The 20317-nt window shown below is 71.4% G+C and carries 19 protein-coding genes, 1 tRNA gene and 1 pseudogene; 8 read left to right on the forward strand and 13 right to left on the reverse strand.

Features of this window, described 5'->3' with window-relative positions; all coding sequences use genetic code 11:
- The gene (locus P4R38_RS06800) at positions 1–549 is read right to left on the reverse strand and encodes a MauE/DoxX family redox-associated membrane protein (RefSeq protein WP_277191572.1); all 549 of its coding nucleotides are present in this window, start codon (positions 547–549) and stop codon (positions 1–3) included.
- 191 nt (positions 550–740) lie between these two features.
- A complete protein-coding gene (locus P4R38_RS06805; protein WP_277191573.1) occupies positions 741–1565 on the reverse strand; it encodes a hypothetical protein in 825 nt (274 codons plus the stop codon).
- 145 nt (positions 1566–1710) lie between these two features.
- Here P4R38_RS06805 and P4R38_RS06810 point away from each other — a divergent pair, with 145 nt between their 5' ends.
- The gene (locus tag P4R38_RS06810; RefSeq protein ID WP_277191574.1) at positions 1711–2229 is read left to right on the forward strand and encodes a peptidylprolyl isomerase; all 519 of its coding nucleotides are present in this window, start codon (positions 1711–1713) and stop codon (positions 2227–2229) included.
- Between the two features lie 26 nt (positions 2230–2255).
- Positions 2256–3161: a rhomboid family intramembrane serine protease gene (locus P4R38_RS06815; RefSeq protein ID WP_277191576.1), complete on the forward strand. Its 906-nt coding sequence runs from the start codon at positions 2256–2258 to the stop codon at positions 3159–3161.
- 198 nt (positions 3162–3359) lie between these two features.
- Here the strand turns inward: P4R38_RS06815 and P4R38_RS06820 are convergent, their stop codons facing one another.
- A complete protein-coding gene (locus tag P4R38_RS06820; protein ID WP_275236856.1) occupies positions 3360–3788 on the reverse strand; it encodes a cell division protein CrgA in 429 nt (142 codons plus the stop codon).
- A 189-nt stretch (positions 3789–3977) separates the two neighbouring features.
- Here P4R38_RS06820 and P4R38_RS06825 point away from each other — a divergent pair, with 189 nt between their 5' ends.
- Both P4R38_RS06825 and P4R38_RS06830 read left to right on the forward strand, forming a co-directional pair.
- A complete protein-coding gene (locus P4R38_RS06825; protein WP_275236854.1) occupies positions 3978–4724 on the forward strand; it encodes a DUF881 domain-containing protein in 747 nt (248 codons plus the stop codon).
- Positions 4725–4727: 3 nt separating this feature from the next.
- Entirely contained in the window at positions 4728–5369 is a 642-nt protein-coding gene (locus tag P4R38_RS06830) for an aminodeoxychorismate/anthranilate synthase component II (RefSeq protein ID WP_277191577.1), read from the forward strand.
- Positions 5370–5403: 34 nt separating this feature from the next.
- Here P4R38_RS06830 and P4R38_RS06835 read toward each other — a convergent pair whose 3' ends face one another.
- On the reverse strand, positions 5404–6435 hold the full coding sequence (locus P4R38_RS06835; RefSeq protein ID WP_277191578.1) for a cytochrome d ubiquinol oxidase subunit II: 1032 nt from the start codon (positions 6433–6435) through the stop codon (positions 5404–5406).
- Positions 6432–7886: a cytochrome ubiquinol oxidase subunit I gene (locus P4R38_RS06840; RefSeq protein WP_277191579.1), complete on the reverse strand. Its 1455-nt coding sequence runs from the start codon at positions 7884–7886 to the stop codon at positions 6432–6434. The genes P4R38_RS06835 and P4R38_RS06840 overlap by 4 nt, the downstream gene beginning before the upstream one ends.
- A 336-nt stretch (positions 7887–8222) precedes the next feature.
- Here P4R38_RS06840 and P4R38_RS06845 point away from each other — a divergent pair, with 336 nt between their 5' ends.
- From P4R38_RS06845 to P4R38_RS06855, 3 genes are read left to right on the forward strand one after another with little or no spacing between them, the layout of a single operon-like run.
- The gene (locus tag P4R38_RS06845) at positions 8223–8906 is read left to right on the forward strand and encodes a sortase domain-containing protein (RefSeq protein ID WP_277191580.1); all 684 of its coding nucleotides are present in this window, start codon (positions 8223–8225) and stop codon (positions 8904–8906) included.
- A gap of 34 nt (positions 8907–8940) precedes the next feature.
- Positions 8941–10035: a glycosyltransferase gene (locus P4R38_RS06850; protein WP_277191581.1), complete on the forward strand. Its 1095-nt coding sequence runs from the start codon at positions 8941–8943 to the stop codon at positions 10033–10035.
- A gap of 27 nt (positions 10036–10062) precedes the next feature.
- The gene (locus P4R38_RS06855; protein WP_275236848.1) at positions 10063–10272 is read left to right on the forward strand and encodes a hypothetical protein; all 210 of its coding nucleotides are present in this window, start codon (positions 10063–10065) and stop codon (positions 10270–10272) included.
- A gap of 76 nt (positions 10273–10348) precedes the next feature.
- Here P4R38_RS06855 and pknB read toward each other — a convergent pair whose 3' ends face one another.
- From pknB to P4R38_RS06890, 7 genes are read right to left on the reverse strand one after another with little or no spacing between them, the layout of a single operon-like run.
- Positions 10349–12286: a Stk1 family PASTA domain-containing Ser/Thr kinase gene (gene pknB / locus P4R38_RS06860; RefSeq protein ID WP_277191582.1), complete on the reverse strand. Its 1938-nt coding sequence runs from the start codon at positions 12284–12286 to the stop codon at positions 10349–10351.
- 16 nt (positions 12287–12302) lie between these two features.
- The gene (locus P4R38_RS06865) at positions 12303–13769 is read right to left on the reverse strand and encodes a serine/threonine-protein kinase (RefSeq protein ID WP_277191583.1); all 1467 of its coding nucleotides are present in this window, start codon (positions 13767–13769) and stop codon (positions 12303–12305) included.
- Between the two features lie 55 nt (positions 13770–13824).
- On the reverse strand, positions 13825–15282 hold the full coding sequence (locus tag P4R38_RS06870; RefSeq protein WP_277191584.1) for a peptidoglycan D,D-transpeptidase FtsI family protein: 1458 nt from the start codon (positions 15280–15282) through the stop codon (positions 13825–13827).
- Positions 15279–16652 (reverse strand): FtsW/RodA/SpoVE family cell cycle protein, encoded by a 1374-nt coding sequence (locus P4R38_RS06875; protein WP_275236844.1) that lies wholly within the window; start codon positions 16650–16652, stop codon positions 15279–15281. Before P4R38_RS06875 ends, P4R38_RS06870 begins: the two co-directional genes overlap by 4 nt.
- The gene (locus tag P4R38_RS06880) at positions 16649–17935 is read right to left on the reverse strand and encodes a protein phosphatase 2C domain-containing protein (RefSeq protein ID WP_275236843.1); all 1287 of its coding nucleotides are present in this window, start codon (positions 17933–17935) and stop codon (positions 16649–16651) included. Before P4R38_RS06880 ends, P4R38_RS06875 begins: the two co-directional genes overlap by 4 nt.
- 8 nt (positions 17936–17943) lie before the next feature.
- Positions 17944–18423, reverse strand: coding sequence for an FHA domain-containing protein FhaB/FipA (locus P4R38_RS06885; RefSeq protein ID WP_275236842.1), 480 nt, complete (start codon positions 18421–18423; stop codon positions 17944–17946).
- Entirely contained in the window at positions 18420–19469 is a 1050-nt protein-coding gene (locus tag P4R38_RS06890) for an FhaA domain-containing protein (protein ID WP_277191585.1), read from the reverse strand. Before P4R38_RS06890 ends, P4R38_RS06885 begins: the two co-directional genes overlap by 4 nt.
- A gap of 302 nt (positions 19470–19771) precedes the next feature.
- Between P4R38_RS06890 and P4R38_RS06895 the strand changes: the two genes are divergently transcribed.
- Positions 19772–19858 (forward strand) — tRNA-Leu (locus P4R38_RS06895).
- A gap of 231 nt (positions 19859–20089) precedes the next feature.
- Here the strand turns inward: P4R38_RS06895 and P4R38_RS06900 are convergent.
- Positions 20090–20317, reverse strand: a pseudogene (locus tag P4R38_RS06900) (hypothetical protein); the annotation flags it as partial.

Below are 20317 nucleotides of genomic sequence, written 5' to 3' on the forward strand. Positions count from 1 at the left end.
TCAGGACAACCGGTGGGAGGCGGTCCGTCGATCGGGTGGGCTCCACAGCTCGAGCAGCGGGTCGAGGAAGACCACCAGGAGGCCGACCCCCGCACCTGCACCGAGGGCGACCAGCGCGCTCCCCGGGCTGGTGTCGGACGAGGTCGCAGCGGTCACGGCACCGAGCACGGCGGCCCCGGTGAGACCAGCGTTGCGCCACACCACGCGTCGACTCAGCGGGACGTCCTTGCGGCCGAAGCAGGCGCACGTGGCGCCTCGGGTACCCCGGTGCAGGACGAGCGCGGCGGCGGCGCCGAGCCCGGCGAACAGGACGGCGGCGGCAACGAAGGTCACCCGCAGCACGGTCCCGCCGGCCAGGGCCAGGCCGACGGCGACGGCGGCCTCGAGGAGAAGGACCGCCACGGCGACGGGCGCGACCAGGCGGGCCGGCACGATCCGCCAGTGGCGCAGCGAGTCGGTGAACTGCCCGAGCGCCGTGCTCTTGGAGACCAGGGCGATGGCCAGCACCACGACCAGCAGCGCCCGCGTTCCCAGCGTCAGACAGTCCACCCTGACCCCCTTCGATGCTCCGGTCGAGCACGACAACCGGGACGCTAGGACGCGACGATGCCAGGGTGCGCATACGCGGTGCATACGGTCCGGCGTCGCCCCGGACGACGGGGAGCACGACAGGACCCACCGACCCCGTTCGGGGTCGGTGGGTCCGTGACGTGCGTGCTGCGGGGGCCCGGAGGGCCGCCTCAGCCGGCGGAGTGGCGGCCGCGGGTGGCGCCACCCGGACCGGCGAGCTCCGCCTGCGTGGCGCGCTCGGTGTCACCCACCAGGTCGCCGGTGCTCGCCTGGGTCGGGTTGACCGGCGTCGGCTCCTGGTTCGGCTCCGCCTGGTGCCACGGGTCCGACTTCTTCTTCTGCTGACCGCTGACGTAGAGCGCGGCCGCGCCTGCGAGCGCGATGACGCCCACGGCGATCAGCAGCTTGCCCTTCTTCTTGCGCTTGACCACGCCCGGCGCGACCCGCGCGACGGTGTCCTGCGCCGGCTCGGGCAGCTTCGCCACCGCGGCACTCGTCGTCGCGGCGGCCGCGGCGATGGCGTTCTGGATGCGCGGCATCCACTCGTCGGAGAACAGCGAGGACGCCTGGTCCTTGGTCAGACCGGCGTCCTGGGCCTTCTCGATCGCCGGGGCGGCGAACGCAGCGGCCTTCTCACGAGCCGGCGCAGCGGACGCGGCGACCTTGTCCTTCGCGGGAGCCGCGGCGGCGGCCACCTTGTCCTTGGCGGGCACGGCGAACGCGGCGACCTTCTCGCGGGCGTCGGAGTCCTTCGCGCGTGAGATGACCGTGTGCACCTTCGGCTGCGCTGCCTCCTTGGTCCGCTCGGCCACCGGGGCTGCTGTGTCCTTGGCCTTGTCCAGAGCGGCCCGAGCGGCCGGTGCGGCGCGGTCGACGGCGTCCTCCACGTAGGGGGTCACCTTCTCCTTCACCGAGCCCAGCGCGTCGACGGCCGCCGAGGTGAGGTCGTCGGCCCGGTCTCGCACCTTCTCTGAACGGGACTTGCGGAACGGCATGAGTCCTCCTCGCCTGTCGATGTTCCGGCCCATACTGCCTGGTTCTCCTATGCCCCTGCCAGGAGGCACCCAAACCCCGGCCCGGTCACCGCAGCGGTCGTGTCCGCCCCGTGGACGCCCGTACGTCGCGTGAAACACTGACGGCATGAATGCGACGCTGCACACCAACCACGGCGACATCAACGTGACGCTGTTCCCGAACGAGGCGCCGACCACGGTGGCCAACTTCGTCGGTCTCGCCACGGGCGAGAAGGAGTACAAGGACGACGCCGGGCGCACCAGCCCCACGCCCTTCTACGACGGTCTGACGTTCCACCGCATCATCCCCGGCTTCATGATCCAGGGCGGCGACCCCAAGGGCATCGGCATCGGCGGCCCGGGCTACGAGTTCGACGACGAGATCCACCCGGACAAGAACTTCAACGCCCCGTACGTCCTGGCCATGGCCAACGCCGGCAAGCGCGGCGGCAAGGGCACCAACGGCTCGCAGTTCTTCATCACCGTCGGCGCGACGAGCTGGCTGCAGGGCAAGCACACGATCTTCGGCGAGGTCGCCGACGGCCCGTCCCGTGAGGTCGTCGACAAGATCGCCGCCGTCCGTACGGGCGCGCAGGACAAGCCGGTCGACCCGGTCGTCATCGAGCGCGTGTCCGTCGAGCGCTGACCGAGCACGACCCGAGGTAGACCCCCATGTCGTCCCCGACCGGCCCGACCGCCGAGCCGCCCGCCGAGGCGCCACCCACCTGTCCCCGTCACCCGGACCAGGTCGCGTACGTCCGCTGCCAGCGGTGCAACCGGCCGACCTGCCCGGCGTGCCAGCGCCCGGCGTCCGTCGGCATCCAGTGCGTCGACTGCGTCAAGGAGCAGCAACGCTCGTCGCCGGTGACGCGCAGCATCTTCGGCGGCCGGGCCGTGTCGGGACGACCAGTCGTCACGATCGCGCTCATCGCGATCTGCGTGGTCGTGTACGTCGGTCAGCTGAGCACCGACCGCGTCACGGCCGACCTGCAGTTCGCGCCCGTCCTCGGTCGGGACGAGCCGTGGCGCTTCCTCACCGCGGCGTTCCTGCACGACCCGAACTCGATCCTGCACATCCTGTTCAACATGTACGCCCTGTGGATCTGCGGGCAGTACCTCGAGCCGATGCTGGGCCGGGCCCGCTTCCTCGCGCTCTACCTCGTGTCCGCCGTGGGCGGCTCGGTCGGGTACGCCCTGCTCGCCTCGACGCCGGCCACCGCCGAGCAGTGGCAGGACAGCGGCTGGTTCACCCCGACGGTGGGCGCGTCCGGCGCGGTGTTCGGCCTGTTCGCGGCGGTCGTGGTGCTCAACCGGCACCTCGGTCGCGAGATCGGGCCGATGCTGACGATGATCGCGATCAACGCCGCGATCCCGTTCTTCGTGAGCAACATCGCCTGGCAGGCGCACCTGGGTGGCGCGGTGACCGGCGCGGCCGTGGCGGCGGTGATCGCCGTTCTCGGCCGAGACCGGCGACAGCTGCACTGGGGCGCTCTCGCGGGCGTGCTCCTGGTGCTGGCCGTCCTCGCGGTGATCCGCTACCAGACCGTCACCCTCCCGCCCGGTCTGATCATGGGCTGACCGTTCCCCACAGGAACGACGGGGGGCCTCCGGGCGCTCCTGCGCCGATCCGCTGTGGACGACCCGCGCACCACCGGAGTTACACCGCTGTGGTTTATCCACCGCCTGTGGACAACCATGTGGACAACGTGTGGGAGCCGCACCGACGAAGGCCCGCCTCCCGGTGCGGGAGGCGGGCCTTTCGGCGTACGGACGGTGTCAGCGCCAGCGGGTCGTCATCGCGAAGCCGACCATGATGAGGGCGAACCCGATGGCCAGGTTGCCGTAGCTGATCCCCGGGATCGGTGCCTTGCCGTTGGCCAGGTAGAAGACGACGATCCAGATCAGGCCGACGACCATGAGGCCGAGCATGACGACCTTGAACAGCGTCGAGCTCGGACCGCCGGGGACCTTCTGCGGGCGGTCGCCACGGCGAGAGGTCTTGGCGGGCTCGGCGTCGTCGGCCTTGCTCGCGCCGGCCGCCTTCGCTCCGCTCGCCTTGGCTGCGCTCCCCTTGGTGCCGGAGGCCTTCGCGCCTGCGGAGGCCTTCTTCGCATCCTGGTGTGCCGTCTCCGAGGACGCCTTCGACGCGCCTGCGTCGACATCACCTCCGGCGCCGGCCCTGTCCTTCTCCTCGGACGTGCTCACGCCCTGACTCCTTCGCTCGGGTGACTCATGTCGTCCACCGGACCGGATCTGCGGGCACACCCGGGTGCCGCCCCGGCCGGCGGTTAGGCTACAGCCTAGTTCACCCGGCTCTCGCCCACGGTGGCGTCGCTGCGGCGAGCATCCTGCTGTGAGCAGGTGAGAGCGCCCCTGCTACCTCGGAGTCCGCGCATGTCGAGCACGACCACCCCCCGACGCCGTCGCGCCTGGGCGTACGTCGTGCCGTTCGTCGCCGTGGCGGCCGGTCTGCTGTTCGGTACCAGCGCCAACGTGTCCGAGGGCACCGACCTGCGGCCCGGGCAGACCTCGCTGGTCGGCGTCGTCCAGGACGCCAACCGGAAGGTCGCGGGCCAGCAGCGCGACGTCCAGGGTCTGCGCAACGAGGTCACCACGCTCACCAAGGCCAACGCGAGCGCGCCCGGCAGCGTCGAGCTGCGGTCGCTGACCCAGCGCGCCGACGCGGTCGCGCCGGACGCCGGCCTCACGGCGGTCAAGGGTCGCGGCCTGAAGGTCACCCTCGACGACTCCGACCGGACGGTCGAGGACCTCCCCAAGGACGGCAACGTCGACTGGCTCGTGGTGCACCAGCAGGACGTCCAGGCCGTGGTCAACGCCCTGTGGCAGAGCGGCGCGACCTCGATGATGCTGATGGACCAGCGGGTCATCTCGACCAGCGCGGTGCGGTGCGTCGGCAACACCTTGATCCTGCAGGGCCGGGTGTACTCCCCGCCCTTCACCATCACCGCGATCGGCGACCCGGGCGCGCTCAAGCGCGGCCTGGACGACGACCTGGACGTGAGCGACTACCGCGAGCGCTCCGACCTGGCGGGCGTCACCTACGACGTGAAGTCCGTGACCGCCTCCTTCCCCGCGTACGCCGGCTCGCTGAGCCTGCACCACGCGCGTCCGAAGGGCTGAGCCGTGGCGGCCACCCGCGTCCTCGTCGTCGACAACTACGACAGCTTCGTCTTCACGATCGTCGGCTACCTCGAGCAGCTCGGCGCCGACTGCACCGTGGTCCGCAACGACGCGGTCAGTACGGCGCAGGCCGCGGAGTACGACGGGGTGCTGGTCTCCCCGGGGCCGGGGACTCCCGAGGAGGCGGGCGTGTCGATGGCGATGATCGAGGCGTGCGGCGAGCGGGAGCAGCCCATGCTCGGGGTCTGCCTGGGTCACCAGGCGCTCGGTGTCGTGCTGGGTGCGGTGGTGGACCGGGCGCCGGAGCTGCTGCACGGCAAGACGTCCCGGGTGCAGCACGACGGGGCCGGGGTGCTGGCGGGGCTGCCGTCACCGTTCACCGCGACGCGCTACCACTCGCTGACCATCGACCCGGCCACCGTGCCGGACGAGCTGGTCGTCACCGCCCGGACCTCGACCGGCGTGATCATGGCGGCCCAGCACCGCAGCCTGCCGCTGCACGGGCTGCAGTTCCATCCCGAGAGCGTGCTGACCGAGGGCGGTCACCGGATGCTCGCGAACTGGCTGGCCATCTGCGGTGACGAGGGCGCGGTCGCGCGGTCCCACGGTCTGGCGCCGCTGGTGCACCGCGCCGTCACCGCCTGACCCGGACGGGCACCGTTTCGCCGGGGTGTCCGCCTCACGCGTGGCCGTGCTCGGAGGTCGCGTGGTGCTCGGTGGTCCAGCTCTGCGACTGGGTCAGCACGAACAGGTAGGCCAGGGCGGGCAGCACGATCAGCCCGGCCAGTACCGCGACCATCAGCAGCCCCCACAAGGTGGCGTCCGCGCCGGCCGCGTCATCGATCCGGACGTGGTCGACGAGCATCCGCGGGTACTGCGCCACACCCCAGGCACTCACGACCGTCGCGACAGCGGCGACGGCCGTCACGCGTGCCGGTCCGTAGCGGTGCGTCCAGACCAGCGCGAGCGTGGCGCTGCCGGCGACCGCCGAGGTGATCACCAGCGGCAGCGCGCGACCGGTGAGGCCGTCCCAGAGCACGGGGGCGTCGCCGTCCAGCGGGACCAGCCCGGCGAAGACCACCACCCCGGTCCCGACGCCGACGGCGAGCGTGCGTCGGTGCAGCGTGCCCACCAGCGCGGTGCTGCCGGCGCGGGCGGCGTCGGCGACGAGGAACACGCCGGCGAGGAACGCGCAGGTGCCGATCGCGACGAGGCCGCCGACCACCGACGTCGGGTTGAGCCACGACGTCCACAGGTCGCCACGCCCGCGCAGGGGGACGCGGCCGGACGCGATCGCGCCGGCGACGGTGCCGAGGAAGAACGGCGTGATCAGCGACGCCCCCGCGAAGACCGCACCGAACAGCTGGGCCTGCCGCAGCGTGGCGGCGTACTTGCGGAACGCGAAGGCGGCGCCGCGCAGGACGATGCCGAGCAGGGCCAGCAGCAACGGCACGATCAGCGTGCTCATCGCGGCGGCGAACGCCTCGGGGAAGCCGGTCCACCACATGACGAGGACGTAGATCAGCCAGACGTGGTTGGCCTCCCACACCGGGCCGATGCTGTGGTCGATCTGCGTGCGCAGCGCGGCGCCGGTACCCGCTCCGCCGGCGGTGAGGTCGAAGAAGCCCGAGCCGAAGTCGGCCCCGCCGAGCAGCGCGTAGGCGATGATCCCGACGAACAGGGCCGCCGCCACTGCGGTCGGCAGACTCATGACCGCCACGCCCCGCCGCCGTCCGAGCCGCTGGGGTGCGAGCCGGCGGCGTCCGCGGCGACCGCGTCCGAGCCGACGGCGTCCGCGAGCTGAGGGCCGTACGGGCTGGGCAGGTCCTCCTCGCCCGCCCGCCAGCGGCGGGTCATCGACCGCAGCACGACGACGGCGCCGACCGTCATCGCCGTGTAGACGACCAGCGTCACGGCGAGCACGAGCCACAGCCAGCCGTTGCTGCCGGCGGCCTCGGTGGTGCGCAGGTACCCGAAGACCGTCCACGGCTGGCGCCCGACCTCCGTGGCGACCCAGCCCGACTCCAACGCCACGACGGCGAGCGGGCCGGCCACCACGAGTGCGAGCAGGGCCCAGCGCTGCTCCAGCAGGTCGCGCCCCCGCCAGCGGGCGACCCAGAAGATCACCACCGCCACCGCGAGCAGCGTCCCGATGCCGACCATCGACTGGAACGCCAGGTGCGTGATGTTGACCGGTGGCCGATCCGCGGCGGGGAAGGTGTCGAGTCCCCGGACCGGCTTGTCGAACGAGCCGCGCGCGATGAACGAACCCCACTTCGGGATCTCCACGTACGCGCGGGGCTCGCCGTCGATGAGCACCCCGCCCATGCGCAGTGGCGCCGGCTGCTCGGTCGTCGTCGCGAGCTCGAACGCGGCCAGCTTGGAGGGCTGCGTCTCACCCAGCCGCATGCCCAGCACGTGGCCGAGGACCGGCTGCAGCACCGCGGCGACGGAGGCGAACACGAACGGGACCGTGAACCCCAGCCGGTGGTGGCTGTCGCGGCGACCGCGCAGCATCCCGGCGGCGTACACGGCGGCGACGACGAAGCCGACGAGCATGAACGCGCCGACCCACATGTGCGCGAACTGCAGCACCGCACCCGAGCTGAGCAGCACCGCCCACGGATCGACGTCCGTGACCTGGCCGTCGACGATCCGGAACCCGGTCGGCATGTTCATCCAGGCGTTGACCGAGATCACGCAGTACGTGCCGAAGACCCCGGCCGCGATCATCGGTACGAGCATCAGCAGGTGCCGCCGGGGCGGCATCCGGTCCCAGCCGTAGAGGTAGATGCCGATGAAGATCGCCTCGACGAAGAAGGAGAGTCCCTCGAAGGCGAACGGCAGACCGAGCACGTCACCGAACCGGCCCATCAGTCCCGGCCACAGCAGGCCCATCTCGAAGCTCAGGACCGTCCCGGATACCGCGCCGATCGCGAACAGCACGGCCGCCACCTTGCCCCAGCGCCGGGCCAGACCGAGCGCGGTCGGGTCGCTGCGCACGAGGCCGCGGCGGTGCACGACGAAGATCATCGCGGGGAAGGCGACCCCGAACGACGCGAGGACGATGTGCCATCCGAGCGAGAACGCCATCTGCTCGCGCGCCGGGAGCAGTCCGTCGGGCTCGGAGCCGGCAGCTGCGAGCTGGGCGAGAACGGGCATGGCCACTCCCTTCGCGCCGGAAGGGCCCGTCCCGCCTCCCGCGGTGGCCGCGGTCGTGCAGGGGCGGCGGCCCGGCGTCTTTCCGAGCCTACCCAGCCGCCGGCGGGCGGCTCGGTCGACAACGGCGGTGGACCACGCGTCGGCGCCCGGGCGAGAGTCAAGGAAAATGCAACAAAAGGTAAAGGCTCTGTATATGCTCTCGCCGAGCATGAGGCGTCCCAGGAGGGACTGACCTGTCATTCCTCGGGGACTTGAGGACACAGCACCGTGCACGAGCAGCCCGAGACCAGGGGATCTCGTCGGAGTTACCAGGCGCGTCGTTGGCCGCTCAGGCTGATGGCGGCCGTCTTCGTCGTGTCGGTCGTGGCCCTGCTGGGGTGGGCCTACCACCACCAGAACCAGCCCACGTACGACGCACTCCCGCAGCCGCGACTGCGCGCGGAGACCGACATCGTCCCGGTCTCCGGGCCCCGGGCGGGGGCGTCGCAGAACGGGTCCGCGCCGGCGAGCGCGGCGGACGTCGTCCGGCCCTCGCCCGCCACCCAGATCTACATCCCGAACGCCGACGCGGACCTGCGCATCAGCACCGACGTGAAGCCGCTGGACGGCTGCCGCCGGGTCATCGACCCGCCGCACAGCGGGCCGGGCTTCGGCGGCGTCTTCGGGTGCACCGACTTCGCCCAGCCGGGGACCACCAGCCCGAGCCTGACCGTCGTCGCCGGCCACTCCTCCAAGGACCTGGAGACCGCGTTCAACCGCCTGTACGTCCAGAACGACCGGCTGGTCGGGCAGCTGGTGTACCTGCGCACGGAGGCCAGCGGAGACCGCTGGCTGGTCTACCGGATCACCGCGGTGCACGTCCCGAGCAAGAAGGACCTGCCGTACCTGCCGCAGGTGTGGGGTGAGCCGGGGGCCTCGACCGCCGGGCGCCTGCTCCTGGTCACCTGCCGGCAGCAGCCGCACGTCACGCCCGCGGTGCTGAACTACATCGCCGTCGGCCGGCTGGTCGGTCTGCGCTGAGGCCCGTTCCTCACCGAGAGCCGATGCGAACATCATGCTGACCATCCTGATCCCTGCCCACAACGAGGGCACCCGCCGCGCCGCCGCAACCGTCGGGCGGCACGCCGCCGGCGCGACGTACGCCCCCATCACCGACACCTTGATCAGCCTGCGCCGGCAGACGGTGCAGCCGTACCGGGTCGTCGTCATCGCCGACAACTGCACCGACGACACCGCCCGGCTCGCCTGGGACGCCGGCGCCGAGGTCTTCGTCACCGTCGACAACACCCACAAGAAGGCCGGCGGCCTCAACCAGTGGCTCGACCTGCACCTGAGCAGCCGCCGTGACACCGACACCATCATGGTGATGGACGCCGACTCAGCGTTGAACGACGACTTCCTCGAGCACGCCCTGGGCTACATCGACCGCGGGTACCACGCGGTCGGCGGCATCTTTCTCGGCAAGGACGGCGGCGGCCTGGTCGGCATGTACCAGCGCAACGAGTACGCCCGCTACGCCCGGGACGTGGCCCGCAAGGGCGGCCGGACGCTGGTCCTGACCGGCACCGCGACGGTGTTCACCGCCCAGTGCCTCAAGGACGTCGTCAAGGGCCGCTCGACCGGCCGGATCCCCGACACCGGGCGCGTCTCCCACGTGTACGACACCAAGGCGTTGACCGAGGACAACGAGCTGACGTTCGCGCTGCTGCACCTGGGGTACGAGATCATCGCGCCGCCCGAGTGCGGGCTGCGGACCGAGGTGATGGAGACCTGGGAGGCCCTGCGGCTGCAGCGATTCCGCTGGAAGCGCGGCGCCATCGAGAACAACAACCACTACGGCCTGACCCGGTACACCGCCAAGTACCAGTTCCTGCAGTGGTGGTCCGGGCTCGGCATCCTCGTCACCGTGCTGTACCTGGCGACCATCGTCGCCGCGGTCGTCACCCAGTCGTTCCACGTCGTCGCGTTCTGGATGGCCGTCACGGTCGTCTACATGCTCGAACGAGTCGTCACCGTGCGCTCTCGCGGCCCCCGGCAGATGCTCGTCGCCGGCGTGCTGCTGATCGAGATGCCGTACGACATCACCCTGCAGTACGTGCAGGCCCGCGCCTTCCTCGCCGCCCTCCTGCGGACGAAGAAGAACTGGTAGCCCTTACTCAATCCACACGGAGGTTCGATGTACCACAACCCTCTCGGTCCGCCCGCGGCGACCGGGCTCGGCGCCGGCGCCGGCCTGTTCGCGTTCACCCCGATGGGTGTTCTCTGGGTTCTCCTCGCGGCGTTCGCCGTCGCGGGTGCCGTCGGTGCGCTGATGCGCATCCTGCCGGCGTCGCTCACCGAGGTGCCCCGCGCCGCGCTGCGTCGCCCGCAGCCCACCCAGCGGTAGGGACCGCAGAACGCCGCGGGCGGCCGCCACTCCTCAGGAGTGACGGCCGCCCGCGGCGCTGTCGTTCGCGACCCGCTCAGGGGAAGGTCGGGAACGGCGGTGGCGGTGTCTGCGGCGTCGGTGTCGGCTGGGTCTGGGTCGTGGGCGTCGGCGTCGGCGTCGTCTGGGTCGGGGTGGGTGTCGGGCTGGAGCTGGTCCCGTTGCCGTTGCCGTTGCCATTTCCGTTGCCGTTGCCGTTGCCATTCCCGTTGCCGTTCCCGTTGCCGTTCGGCGGCGGGGTGCTCGGCTGCTGGGTCCGCAGCCCGGTGGCGACGTACAGCTTCACGGTCGAGCCGAGCGGCACCATCGCGCCCTCGTACGGGTCGAGGTCGATGACCTTGCCGAGCGTGCCCTGGAAGTCGACCGTACGGTCGATCTGCTCGTACTTCAGGCCCAGCTGGTTGAGGGTCACGGCGACGGCGCTGGCGTCGGTGTTGTCGAGGCCGGTGGGGATCTGCACCTTCCCCGTGGAGATGCGCAGCTCGATCTTCGCGTCCCGCTCCACCGAGGTGCCCTGTGCCGGCGTCATGGTGGCGACCTGGCCCTCCGGGTACTTCGTGTTGTTCTGCTCCTTACCGAGGCTCACCTGGTCGTCGGTGAACCCCGCGTCCCGCAGCGCCTGCCGCGCCGCGGACTCGATCTTTCCGCGTACGTCCGGGACCTGCAGGGCGGCCGGCCCGGTGGACACCTGGATCGTCACGGTGCTGCCGGTGGTTGCGGCACCCCCGCCGTTCGGCGTCTGCCCGTAGACGGTGCCGGCGGCCTCGGCGTGCGGCGCCCGCGTGGCGGCGACCTTGAACCCCTCCGTCCGCAGCATCTCGGTCGCGCGCTGCTCCGGCATCTGCAGCACGCTCGGGACGGTCGTGGTCCCGGACGCCGTCCCGCCGCCGCTGTCACCGTTCATCAGGGCGTACCCGATGCCGAAGATCGCCAGCAGCGCGACCAGGGCCGCGACGACCCAGAGGCCGGTGCGGCGCGGGCGCTCGTCGTGCTGGGCGATGTCGGCGGTGCTGTCGGTCCGGTCCGGAGTCATCGGCGCGACGGCCTCCGGGCGGCGCCGGGCCTCGGTCGGGTCGATCGCCAGCGCGGCCGCGGTCGCGGCTGCCCCCTCGCTGATGGGCGCACCCGTCCGGGTGGCCTGCAGGTCGGAGCGGAAGTCCGCCGCCGACTGGTACCGCTGGTCGCGGTCCTTCTCCAGCGCGTGCAGGGTGACCGCGTCCAGGTTCTCCGGGATCGACGGCTCGTACGTCGACGGGGCCGAGGGCTGGTCCTGGATGTGCTGGTAGACCAGGCTGACCGGCTCGCCGACGAACGGCGTACGGCCGGCGAGCAGCTCGAACAGCAGGCAGCCGGTGGAGTAGAGGTCGGACCGCTCGTCGACGGTCTCGCCCTGCGCCTGCTCCGGGGACAGGTAGCGGGCGGTGCCGACGACGGCCTGGGCGGACGTCATGGTGGCGCCGGCGTCGGCGAGCGCCCGGGCGATGCCGAAGTCCATCACCTTCACGCTGCCGCCGCGGGTCACCATGACGTTCGCGGGCTTGATGTCGCGGTGGACGATGCCCTTGTCGTGGGAGTACTCCAGCGCCGACAGCACGCCCATCGTGATGCGGGCGGCCTCGTCGGGGGCCAGCCGGCCCTCCTCGTTGAGGACCTCGCGCAGCGTCTTGCCGTCGACGTACTCCATGACGATGTACGGCACGTCGACACGGCCACCGCCGGTCTCGATGAAGACGTCCTCACCGGAGTCGTACACCGCGACGATGGCGTGGTGGTTCAGGCCGGCGGCCGACTGGGCCTCCCGCCGGAAACGGGTCAGGAACGTGTGGTCACGGGCCAGGTCGGCACGCAGCATCTTGATCGCGACCTGCCGACCGAGACGGGTGTCGTGGCCCAGATGGACCTCGGCCATGCCGCCACGGCCGATCAGCTCACCGACCTCGTAGCGGCCGCCGAGCACCCGGGGACTGTCACTCACTGAGCTCTCCTTCACGTCAGTCCACCGGCGAGAACGGCGTCTTGAACGGGCCGGTCTGCAGCGGGGAGCCGCCGGGACCGGTTCGGGTCTGCGTCGGGGTACCCCCGCCGCCACTGGTCAGCACCGCGACGAGCACTCCGATGAGCACGAGCGCACCGATCACGGAACCGATGAGGACCCCCTTGTTGCGCGCCCACCCCACGGGTGAGCCGCTCTCCCGGCCGGACGCGCCGACCGGCCCCTGCTGACGTGTGCTCTTGACCGACTCCGGCTGCGTCTTCAGCCGGGACCGGGTCACCTGGCCGGAGTCCGGCGAGGAGCCCTGGCCCGACGAGGCGCCGACGGGCCGCTGCTGCTGGTGGTTCGGCTGCTGGTTCGGGCCGACCTGCGGGTTCGGACCCGAGCCGTGGCCCGGACGGTGGCCGGCCTGGGTGTTCGGACCGGACGGCGGACCCACGCGCTGCGGACCGGAGCGGGCGGCCTGCGGGTTCGGGCCGGAGCTCGCGGCGGACCGGTTCGGACCGGACGGCGGGCCGACGTGCTGCGGACCGGACGGGGCAGCGGGACGCGCGCCGGTCGGCTGGGGGCCAGAGCTCGGCAGCCGCTGGCCGGGGCCTTGCGGACCCGGCGGCGGGCCCTGCCGCAGCATGCCCATCCGGTCGGCGTCGCGCAGCGCCTGCCGCATCGCGCGGCCGAACTCGGCGGCGCTGCCGGGACGGCGGCCCGGGTCCTTCTCCAGGGACGCCGCGACGACCGCGCGGATCGTCGGCGGGACGAACGGCGGCAGCGGCGGCGGCGGCTCGTTGACGTGCGCCAGCGCCAGGGCGACCGCGGTGTCCGCCTCGAACGGGCGGCGGCCGGCGAGCATCTCGTACGCGACGACGCCGAGGGCGTACACGTCGGAGAGGTTCGTGGAGGGGCGGCCCATCGCCGACTCGGGCGCGAGGTACTGGGCCGTACCCATGACCTCGCCCGTCTTGGTCATGGCGACCGACCCGACCGCGCGCGCGATGCCGAAGTCGGTGAGCTTGGCGGTGCCGTCCGGGTCGATCAGGATGTTCGCCGGCTTGACGTCGCGGTGGATGAGGCCGTTCTTGTGGGCGGCCTGCAGCGCAGCGGCCGCCTGGCTGATGATCTCGACCGTGTCGATCGGCGACATCGGGGCGCGCTGCTCGATGATCTTGGACAGCGGCCGCCCGGGGACGAACTCCATGACGAGGTAGGCGGTGCCCTCGTCCTCGCCGTAGTCGTAGACCGAGGCGATGTTGCCGTGCGTGAGGGCCGCGGACAGCCGCGCCTCGTTGCGGAAGCGCTCGGTGAACCCGGTCTCGTCGGTCAGGCCGGCCTTGAGGACCTTCAGGGCGACCGTACGGCCGAGGATGTCGTCGCGCGCCTTCCACACCTCACCCATGCCACCGGCGGCGATGCGGTCGGTGAGCGTGTAGCGCCCACCCATCGTCGTGTCCTTCGCGGGCGTACTCATCGTGCTCCCTTCGCGTCTGTGTCGGCCGCGTGGACCGGGGCGGTGCTCCGGCAGGTCATCGGGACACCACCGCCTCCATGACCTTCTTGGCGATCGGTGCCGCCACGATGCCGCCGCTGGCCTCGTCCGCCATCGTTCCGCCGTCCTCTACGACGACGGCCACGGCCACGCGAGGGTTGTCAGCGGGCGCGAATCCGGTGAACCACACGTCGGCGGCCTTGCCCTTCGCGGTCTGCGCGGTACCGGTCTTGCCGGCGACCTTCATGCCGGGGATCTTCGCCTTGCGACCCGAGCCGCCGTCGACGACGGCCTGCATCATGTCGTTCAGCTGGCTCGCGGTCTGACCGGAGATGGGCTTGGCGAACTCCTGCGGGTCGGTCGAGTCGATGACGTCCAGGTCGCTGTCGCGGACGTTCTTGACCAGGTACGGCGTCATCTCCTTGCCGCCGTTGGCGATGGCCGCGCTCACCATGGCCACCTGCATCGGCGTCGCACGGACGTCGAACTGGCCGATCGCCGACTGCGCCAGCTGCGGCTCGTTGAGGGTGGCGGGGAAGATGCTCGGCGTCACCCGCATCGGAACGGTCACCGACTGCCCGTACCCGAACTTGCGCGCCTGCGAACGCAGCTTGTCCTGGCCGAGGGCCATGCCGAGCGAGCCGAACGCGGTGTTGCAGCTGATCTTCAGCGCGTGCTTGAGGTTGTCCTTGCCCCCGGGACCGCACTCCTTGCCGGTGATGTTCGGCAGCGTCACCGAGGTCTGCGGCAGGTCCAGCTCGGCGGGCGCGTCCAGCTCGGACGCGGGGGTGTACTGGCCGGACTCCAGCGCCGCTGCGGCGGTGATCAGCTTGAACGTCGAGCCCGGCGGGTAGAGGTTGCCGTTGATCGCCCGGTTGGTCAGCGGGTGGTCCTGGTCGGTGCTCAGCGTGCTCCACGCCTTGGAGACCTTCGGCAGGTCGTGGTCGGCCAGCAGGTTCGGGTCGTACGACGGCTTGCTGACCATCGCCAGGATCGCGCCGGTCTTGGGGTCGAGGGCGACGACCGCTCCACGCTGGTTGCCGAGCGCGTCCCAGGCGGCCTTCTGCACGGCCGGGTCGACGGTCAGCTCCAGGGTCGCGCCGGCCGGTGGGCGGCCGGTCACGACGTCCACCAGGCGGCGGTAGAACAGGCTGTCCGAGCTGCCGCTGAGCAGGTCGTCGTAGGAGCCCTCGATGCCGCGCCCGGCGCCGTAGGTGAAGGAGTAGTAGCCGGTGACCGGGGCGTACATCTTGGCCTGCGGGTAGGTGCGCTGCCACTTGAAGGTGTCGTCGGCCTCCTTGGAGACCGCGACCGCGTTGCCGCCGACCAGGATGGAGCCGCGCTCCTTGCTGTACGACGCGAGCAGGGTACGGCGGTTGCCGGGCCGCTCCCGCAGGTCCTTGGCCTGCACGAACTGGATCAGCGTGCTGGACATCAGCAGCGCGCAGAACATCGCTGCCACCACGATGCCGATACGTCGGATCGGCGCGTTCATCGGACCTTCACCACCTGGGTCTCGTCCTGCCCGATGGAGGCGTTGCCGCTCTCCTGCACGTCCGGGCGTCGGGCCTGGTCGCTGATCCGCAGCAGCAGGGCGACGATGACCCAGTTGGCGAGCAGCGAGGACCCACCGGCGGACATGAACGGCGTGGTCAGACCGGTGAGCGGGATGACGCGGGTGACGCCGCCGACGACCACGAACACCTGCAGCGCCAGCGAGAACGCCAGACCGGTCGCGAGCAGCTTGCCGAAGCCGTCCCGCGCGCCGATGCCCGTCCGCAGGCCGCGCTCGACGATGAGGGCGTACAGCACCAGGAGTGCCATGACACCGATCAGCCCGAGCTCCTCGCCGAAGCTGGTCATGATGAAGTCGGAGTTGGCGTAGTACGTCTCCTCCGGACGCCCCTGGCCGAGGCCGGTGCCGAACATCCCGCCGGCGGCCATGCCCATCAGGCCCTTGGCGATCTGGTCGCTCTGGCCGGGCGCGAACGGGTCGAGCCACAGGGTGACGCGCTCCTGCAGGTGCGCGAACAGCTTCCAGGCGACCACCGTGCCGACGGCGAACAGGGTGAGGCCGATCGCGATCCAGGCGCGCCGCTCGGTGGCGACGTACAGCATCGCGACGAACAGGCCGAAGAACAGCAGGGAGGAGCCCAGGTCCTTCTGGAACACCAGGACGCCGAGCGAGGCGAGCCAGGCGATCATGATCGGTCCGAGGTCGCGGGCGCGGGGCAGCGGGAACCCGAGGACCCGCCGGCCGACGAGCGACAGCGCGTCGCGCGTCTGGACCAGGTAGGCCGCGAAGAAGATGGTCAGCGTGATCTTCGCGATCTCGCCCGGCTGCAGGTTGAACCCGCCGAAGCCGATCCAGATCCGCGAGCCGTTGACGTTCTTGCCGATGACCGGCAGCAACGGCAGCAGCAGCAGGCCGAGACCGGTGAGGCCGAGCGTGAAGGTGTAGCGCGACAGCAGCCGGTGATCCTTGATGAGCACCAGCAGCACCATCGCGGCGATGCTCGCCAGCGCACTCCACTCCAGCTGCCGCAGGGCGAAGCCCTCCGAGATGTCCTCGCCCTTCGCGAGGTCGATGCGGTGGATCATCACCAGGCCGAGACCGTTGAGCAGCGTGGCGATCGGCAGCAGGAGCGGGTCGGCGTACGCGGCCCGCCAGCGCAGCACCAGGTGGAAGACGAGCGCCAGCACGCCGATGCCGATCCCGAGCGTGCCGAGGTCGGCCGGGACGGTGTCCTGGACGGCCATGCCGACGTTCGCGTACGCCAGCAGCACGATGCCGATGGCGAACGCCAGCAGCACCAGCTCGGTGTTGCGGCGGGTCTTGGTGACGTGGGTGGTGACGGTGCTCACGGGGTACAGGTGCTCCCGTCCGCAGCGCCGGTCTGGCACTTCACCATCTCGGTACGCAGGTCCTCGACGATGCCGATGGCCTCGTTCTTGGTGCTGGCGCTGAGCGTGTCGCTCACCTTGCCGCGGTAGAACGACGGCAGGTCGGTGACGGCGATGTCGGTCTTGCTGTCGACCGAGTGCAGGGAGAACGGCCCGAGGTCCTGCGGGACGCCCTGGTAGATCGTCACCATGCCGCGGTCCTGGCCGACGTAGAACTGCTGCTGGCTCCAGCGGTAGCCGACGAACGCCGCGACGCCGAGGGCGAGCACGACGACGCCGCCCAGCCCGGCCCACCGCAGCCAGCCCGACCGCCGCGAGCGCGGGCTCTCCTCGGCCAGCAGCGGGCCGCCACCGGTCGGCGGCTGCTGCCCGTTGGCGCGGGTGTTGGCCTCGCGCGTGAGGGCCGCGGCCTTCTCGGCGGGGGTCTGCGCGGACGCGGGGTCGACCGCCCGGTCGCCCGCGGTGTGGCGGGCGGACGCGGCGCCGACGACCTGCGGCTGGTTGTGGACCGGCGTCGCCTGGTCGACGACGTCGGCGACCACGACGGTGACGTTGTCGCGGGTGCTGGCGCGCAGGGCGATCGCGACCAGGCGGTCGGCGGTCTCCTCCGGACGGCCGCCCTCGCGCAGGATGCCCTCGATCGTGGAGCCCGCGACGTAGTCGGACAGGCCGTCGGAGCACAGCAGGTAACGGTCGCCGATCCGCGCCTCGCGCATGGACAGGTCGGGGATGTCGTCGTCCCGGCCGGTCAGCACCCGGGTGACGAGCGAGCGCTGCGGGTGGTGCTCGGCCTCCTCGGCGCTGATGCGGCCCTCGTCGAGCAGGGCCTGGACGAACGAGTGGTCCTTGGTGATCTGGCTGAACGTGCCGCCACGCAGGATGTACGCCCGCGAGTCGCCGATGTTCGCGAGGGCCAGCTTGGTGCCGGTCCGCAGCATCGCGATGAGGGTCGTCCCCATCCCCTCGAGGTCGTCCGAGGCGTCCATCTCGTCGCGCAGCCGCTCGTTGGCCCGGCGGACCGCCTTGCCGAGCTGGTGCAGCGCGTCGTCCGCACCGAGGTTCTCCCCGTCCAGCCCGACCAGCTCGCCGACCACGGTCGAGCTGGCGACGTCGCCGGCGGCGTGGCCGCCCATGCCGTCCGCGAGGATCAGCAGGTCGGGCCCGGCGTACCCGGAGTCCTCGTTGCGGCTCTTGGAACCGAGACCGAGGTCGGTTCGAGCCGCGTAGTGCAGCGCAATCGGCATTCGGGTGTCTACTTCCTCAGCTCAAGCACGGTCTGCCCGATGCGCAGGCGCGAACCCACGTCGAGCTTGAACTCCTGACCGACGCGCTGGTTGCCGGCGAACGTCCCGTTGGTGGAGCCGAGGTCGTCGACGTACCAGCCGTCGTCGCGACGATAGATGCGCGCGTGCCGTCCCGAGGCGAAGTCGTCCGAGAGAACCAGGGCGCACTCGGGATTGCGGCCGATCAGCACCCCCGCGTCGGTCAGCGGCACGGTCGTCCCGCGCAGCGAGCCCTCGGTCACCGCCAGGTGCGTCGGGCCGCGCCGGATCGCCCGCGGGGCCCGCCGCTCCTCCTGGCGGGACGGCGTCGACGAGCCGCCGCTGCCGCGACGGGCGAGCACACGAGTGCCGTACAGGTCGCCGCGCAGGACTCCGACCACGCTGAAGACGAACGCCCAGAGCAGCGCCAGCAGGCCGAGTCGGATCGCGGTGACGGTGAGCTCGCTCACCGGCGTCCCCCTATGTGAATGGTCATGGCCGTACGGCCGACGGTGATGCGGTCGCCGTCCAGCAACCGGGCACTGCTGATCGGGTCGCCGTTGACGAACGTGCCGTTGGTCGAACCGAGGTCCTTGAGGGTGACGACCAGGTGCGGGCCGTCGTGGGTGACGCGGATCTCGCTGTGGTGCCGCGAGATGCCGGGGTCGTCGAGAATGATGTCGGCGTCGTCGTCGCGGCCGATGATCGTCATGGCTGACATGACCGGGTAGCGCTCGCCGTCGATGTCCAGCCACGGCCGGTCCTGTGGCCGCTTGCGCGGCGGCGGAGGCGGGGCCGGCGGCTCGTGCCGGTCTCCGCTGCTCTCGTACCGATCTGCCGGGTACCTCTCGCCGTGGGCCGGGTACCCCTCTCCGCCGGTCGAGTAGGGCGAGGCGCTGGCCGAGCCCGTGTCGAGACCCGGTGAGGGCTGCGCCCGACCGGACCGGTCGTCGTACCCGCCGGGGTCCTGGTGCGCGCGCTCGTCGTACGCGCGGGCCGGCCGGTCCTCCTGCGGCGCGGGACGCTCGCGGCCCGGGAGCGGCAGCGCGGTGCCGGAGCTGAGCGGCGACCGCAGCCCGGGGTCTCGGGCCGGGTCGTCCAGGCCGTCGTCGTGACCCGCGTCGTCCTGCAGCCCGTCCACGTGCTTGGCGGTGGACGGGCGGATGCGGAAGACCCCGGTCTCGAGCTTGTCGCTGCGCTGGAAGGTCACCGCGACCGGGCCGCCCGGGGTGTACCGCTGGGTCTCCGCGTGCTCCATCGCCGAGGCGATCAGCTCGTCCGAGAGCTCCTCGCGGTACGCGGTGAGCCGGGAGTAATCGGTGTCGCTCAGCTCGACGGAGAACACGTTGGGCACGATCGGACGCTGGTTCTTGCCGATGCTGGACGCGCGGTCGTCCATCGCCCGGCGCATCGCGCTCGCGATCTCCACCGGCTGGACCTCGGCCCGGAACGCCTTGGCGAAGGCGCCGTTGACGGTCTGCTCGAGCTTGCGCTCGAGCTTGTCGAACAGTCCCATCGTCGCCTCCTTCGGTCGTCCAGGCGTTCGGGCAGGCAGGCTGGACGGCCGGCCTGCAGGTCGGTCAATGGATGGTATCCGGACTCACCTGGGCGTTCGCTCAACCCGGCTGCTGCGATGCTCCCGTACGTCGACCGGTTCCCTGCCGATCCGCCGGCCCGGCTTCGTCCGGACGCGCGGGTCCGGTGTGGCTTACCGAGCGCTGCATCGCTCGATGAGCCACACCGAACGATGCGTCGCGGGCTCGGCTCGGGCTCGGTTTGGAGTTTGCGGGGTGGTCGGTGCAGACTAGGGCGGCACTCGCGCGAGTGGCGGAATAGGCAGACGCGCACGGTTCAGGTCCGTGTGCCCGAAAGGGCGTGGGGGTTCAACTCCCCCCTCGCGCACCAGCGGGGATGTTCCCGAAAGTTCGGGGTAACAGTTCCCGAAAGTCCCCGGCCGGGGTGATCCGGCCGGGGACTTTCTCGTTTCCGGCCCTTGATCGCTGTCGCGCTGGCACGCCATGCGGGTTAAGCTGCCAACGCGGCTGAGTTTCCCTGGGAAGCAACGGTTTTCGGGCATGCTGCGGCCAGGACACGCTGGTTCAGGTGTGCGGTTGTGGTGGTCCGGGCGGGCCGGGGCTACTGACGGTCGACGTCGCGGCGTTTGTGACGGGTCGGGCGGTAGACGTGGTCGAGCGGGCGGGTGTCTGGTGGCTCGCCGAGCGCGACTTCCCAGGGATCGGGTCTGCCGCGGGTGGTGGACCAGTGGTGCAAGCGTCGGATGTTGAGGCCGGCGAGCCCGATGGCGAGCAGCACGGCGTTTGAACCGCCCCGGTGTTTCCGGACACTTCGGGTTGTGTCTCTACC

The organism is Luteipulveratus flavus (assembly GCF_029439465.1).
GTDB classification, from domain to species: domain Bacteria; phylum Actinomycetota; class Actinomycetes; order Actinomycetales; family Dermatophilaceae; genus Luteipulveratus; species Luteipulveratus flavus.

Excerpts from the sequence above, each read along its gene's own strand:
- P4R38_RS06840 (WP_277191579.1), bottom strand. The coding sequence starts at position 7,886 with ATGCCCGTTCTCGCCCAGCTCGCAGCTGCCGGCTCCGAGCCCGACGGA.
- P4R38_RS06850 (WP_277191581.1), top strand. The coding sequence starts at position 8,941 with ATGCTGACCATCCTGATCCCTGCCCACAACGAGGGCACCCGCCGCGCC.
- P4R38_RS06865 (WP_277191583.1), bottom strand. The coding sequence starts at position 13,769 with ATGAGTACGCCCGCGAAGGACACGACGATGGGTGGGCGCTACACGCTC.
- P4R38_RS06855 (WP_275236848.1), top strand. The coding sequence starts at position 10,063 with ATGTACCACAACCCTCTCGGTCCGCCCGCGGCGACCGGGCTCGGCGCC.
- P4R38_RS06890 (WP_277191585.1), bottom strand. The coding sequence starts at position 19,469 with ATGGGACTGTTCGACAAGCTCGAGCGCAAGCTCGAGCAGACCGTCAAC.
- P4R38_RS06825 (WP_275236854.1), top strand. The coding sequence starts at position 3,978 with ATGTCGAGCACGACCACCCCCCGACGCCGTCGCGCCTGGGCGTACGTC.
- P4R38_RS06815 (WP_277191576.1), top strand. The coding sequence starts at position 2,256 with ATGTCGTCCCCGACCGGCCCGACCGCCGAGCCGCCCGCCGAGGCGCCA.
- P4R38_RS06835 (WP_277191578.1), bottom strand. The coding sequence starts at position 6,435 with ATGAGTCTGCCGACCGCAGTGGCGGCGGCCCTGTTCGTCGGGATCATC.
- P4R38_RS06810 (WP_277191574.1), top strand. The coding sequence starts at position 1,711 with ATGAATGCGACGCTGCACACCAACCACGGCGACATCAACGTGACGCTG.
- P4R38_RS06845 (WP_277191580.1), top strand. The coding sequence starts at position 8,223 with ATGGCGGCCGTCTTCGTCGTGTCGGTCGTGGCCCTGCTGGGGTGGGCC.
- P4R38_RS06880 (WP_275236843.1), bottom strand. The coding sequence starts at position 17,935 with ATGCCGATTGCGCTGCACTACGCGGCTCGAACCGACCTCGGTCTCGGT.
- P4R38_RS06870 (WP_277191584.1), bottom strand. The coding sequence starts at position 15,282 with ATGAACGCGCCGATCCGACGTATCGGCATCGTGGTGGCAGCGATGTTC.
- P4R38_RS06805 (WP_277191573.1), bottom strand. The coding sequence starts at position 1,565 with ATGCCGTTCCGCAAGTCCCGTTCAGAGAAGGTGCGAGACCGGGCCGAC.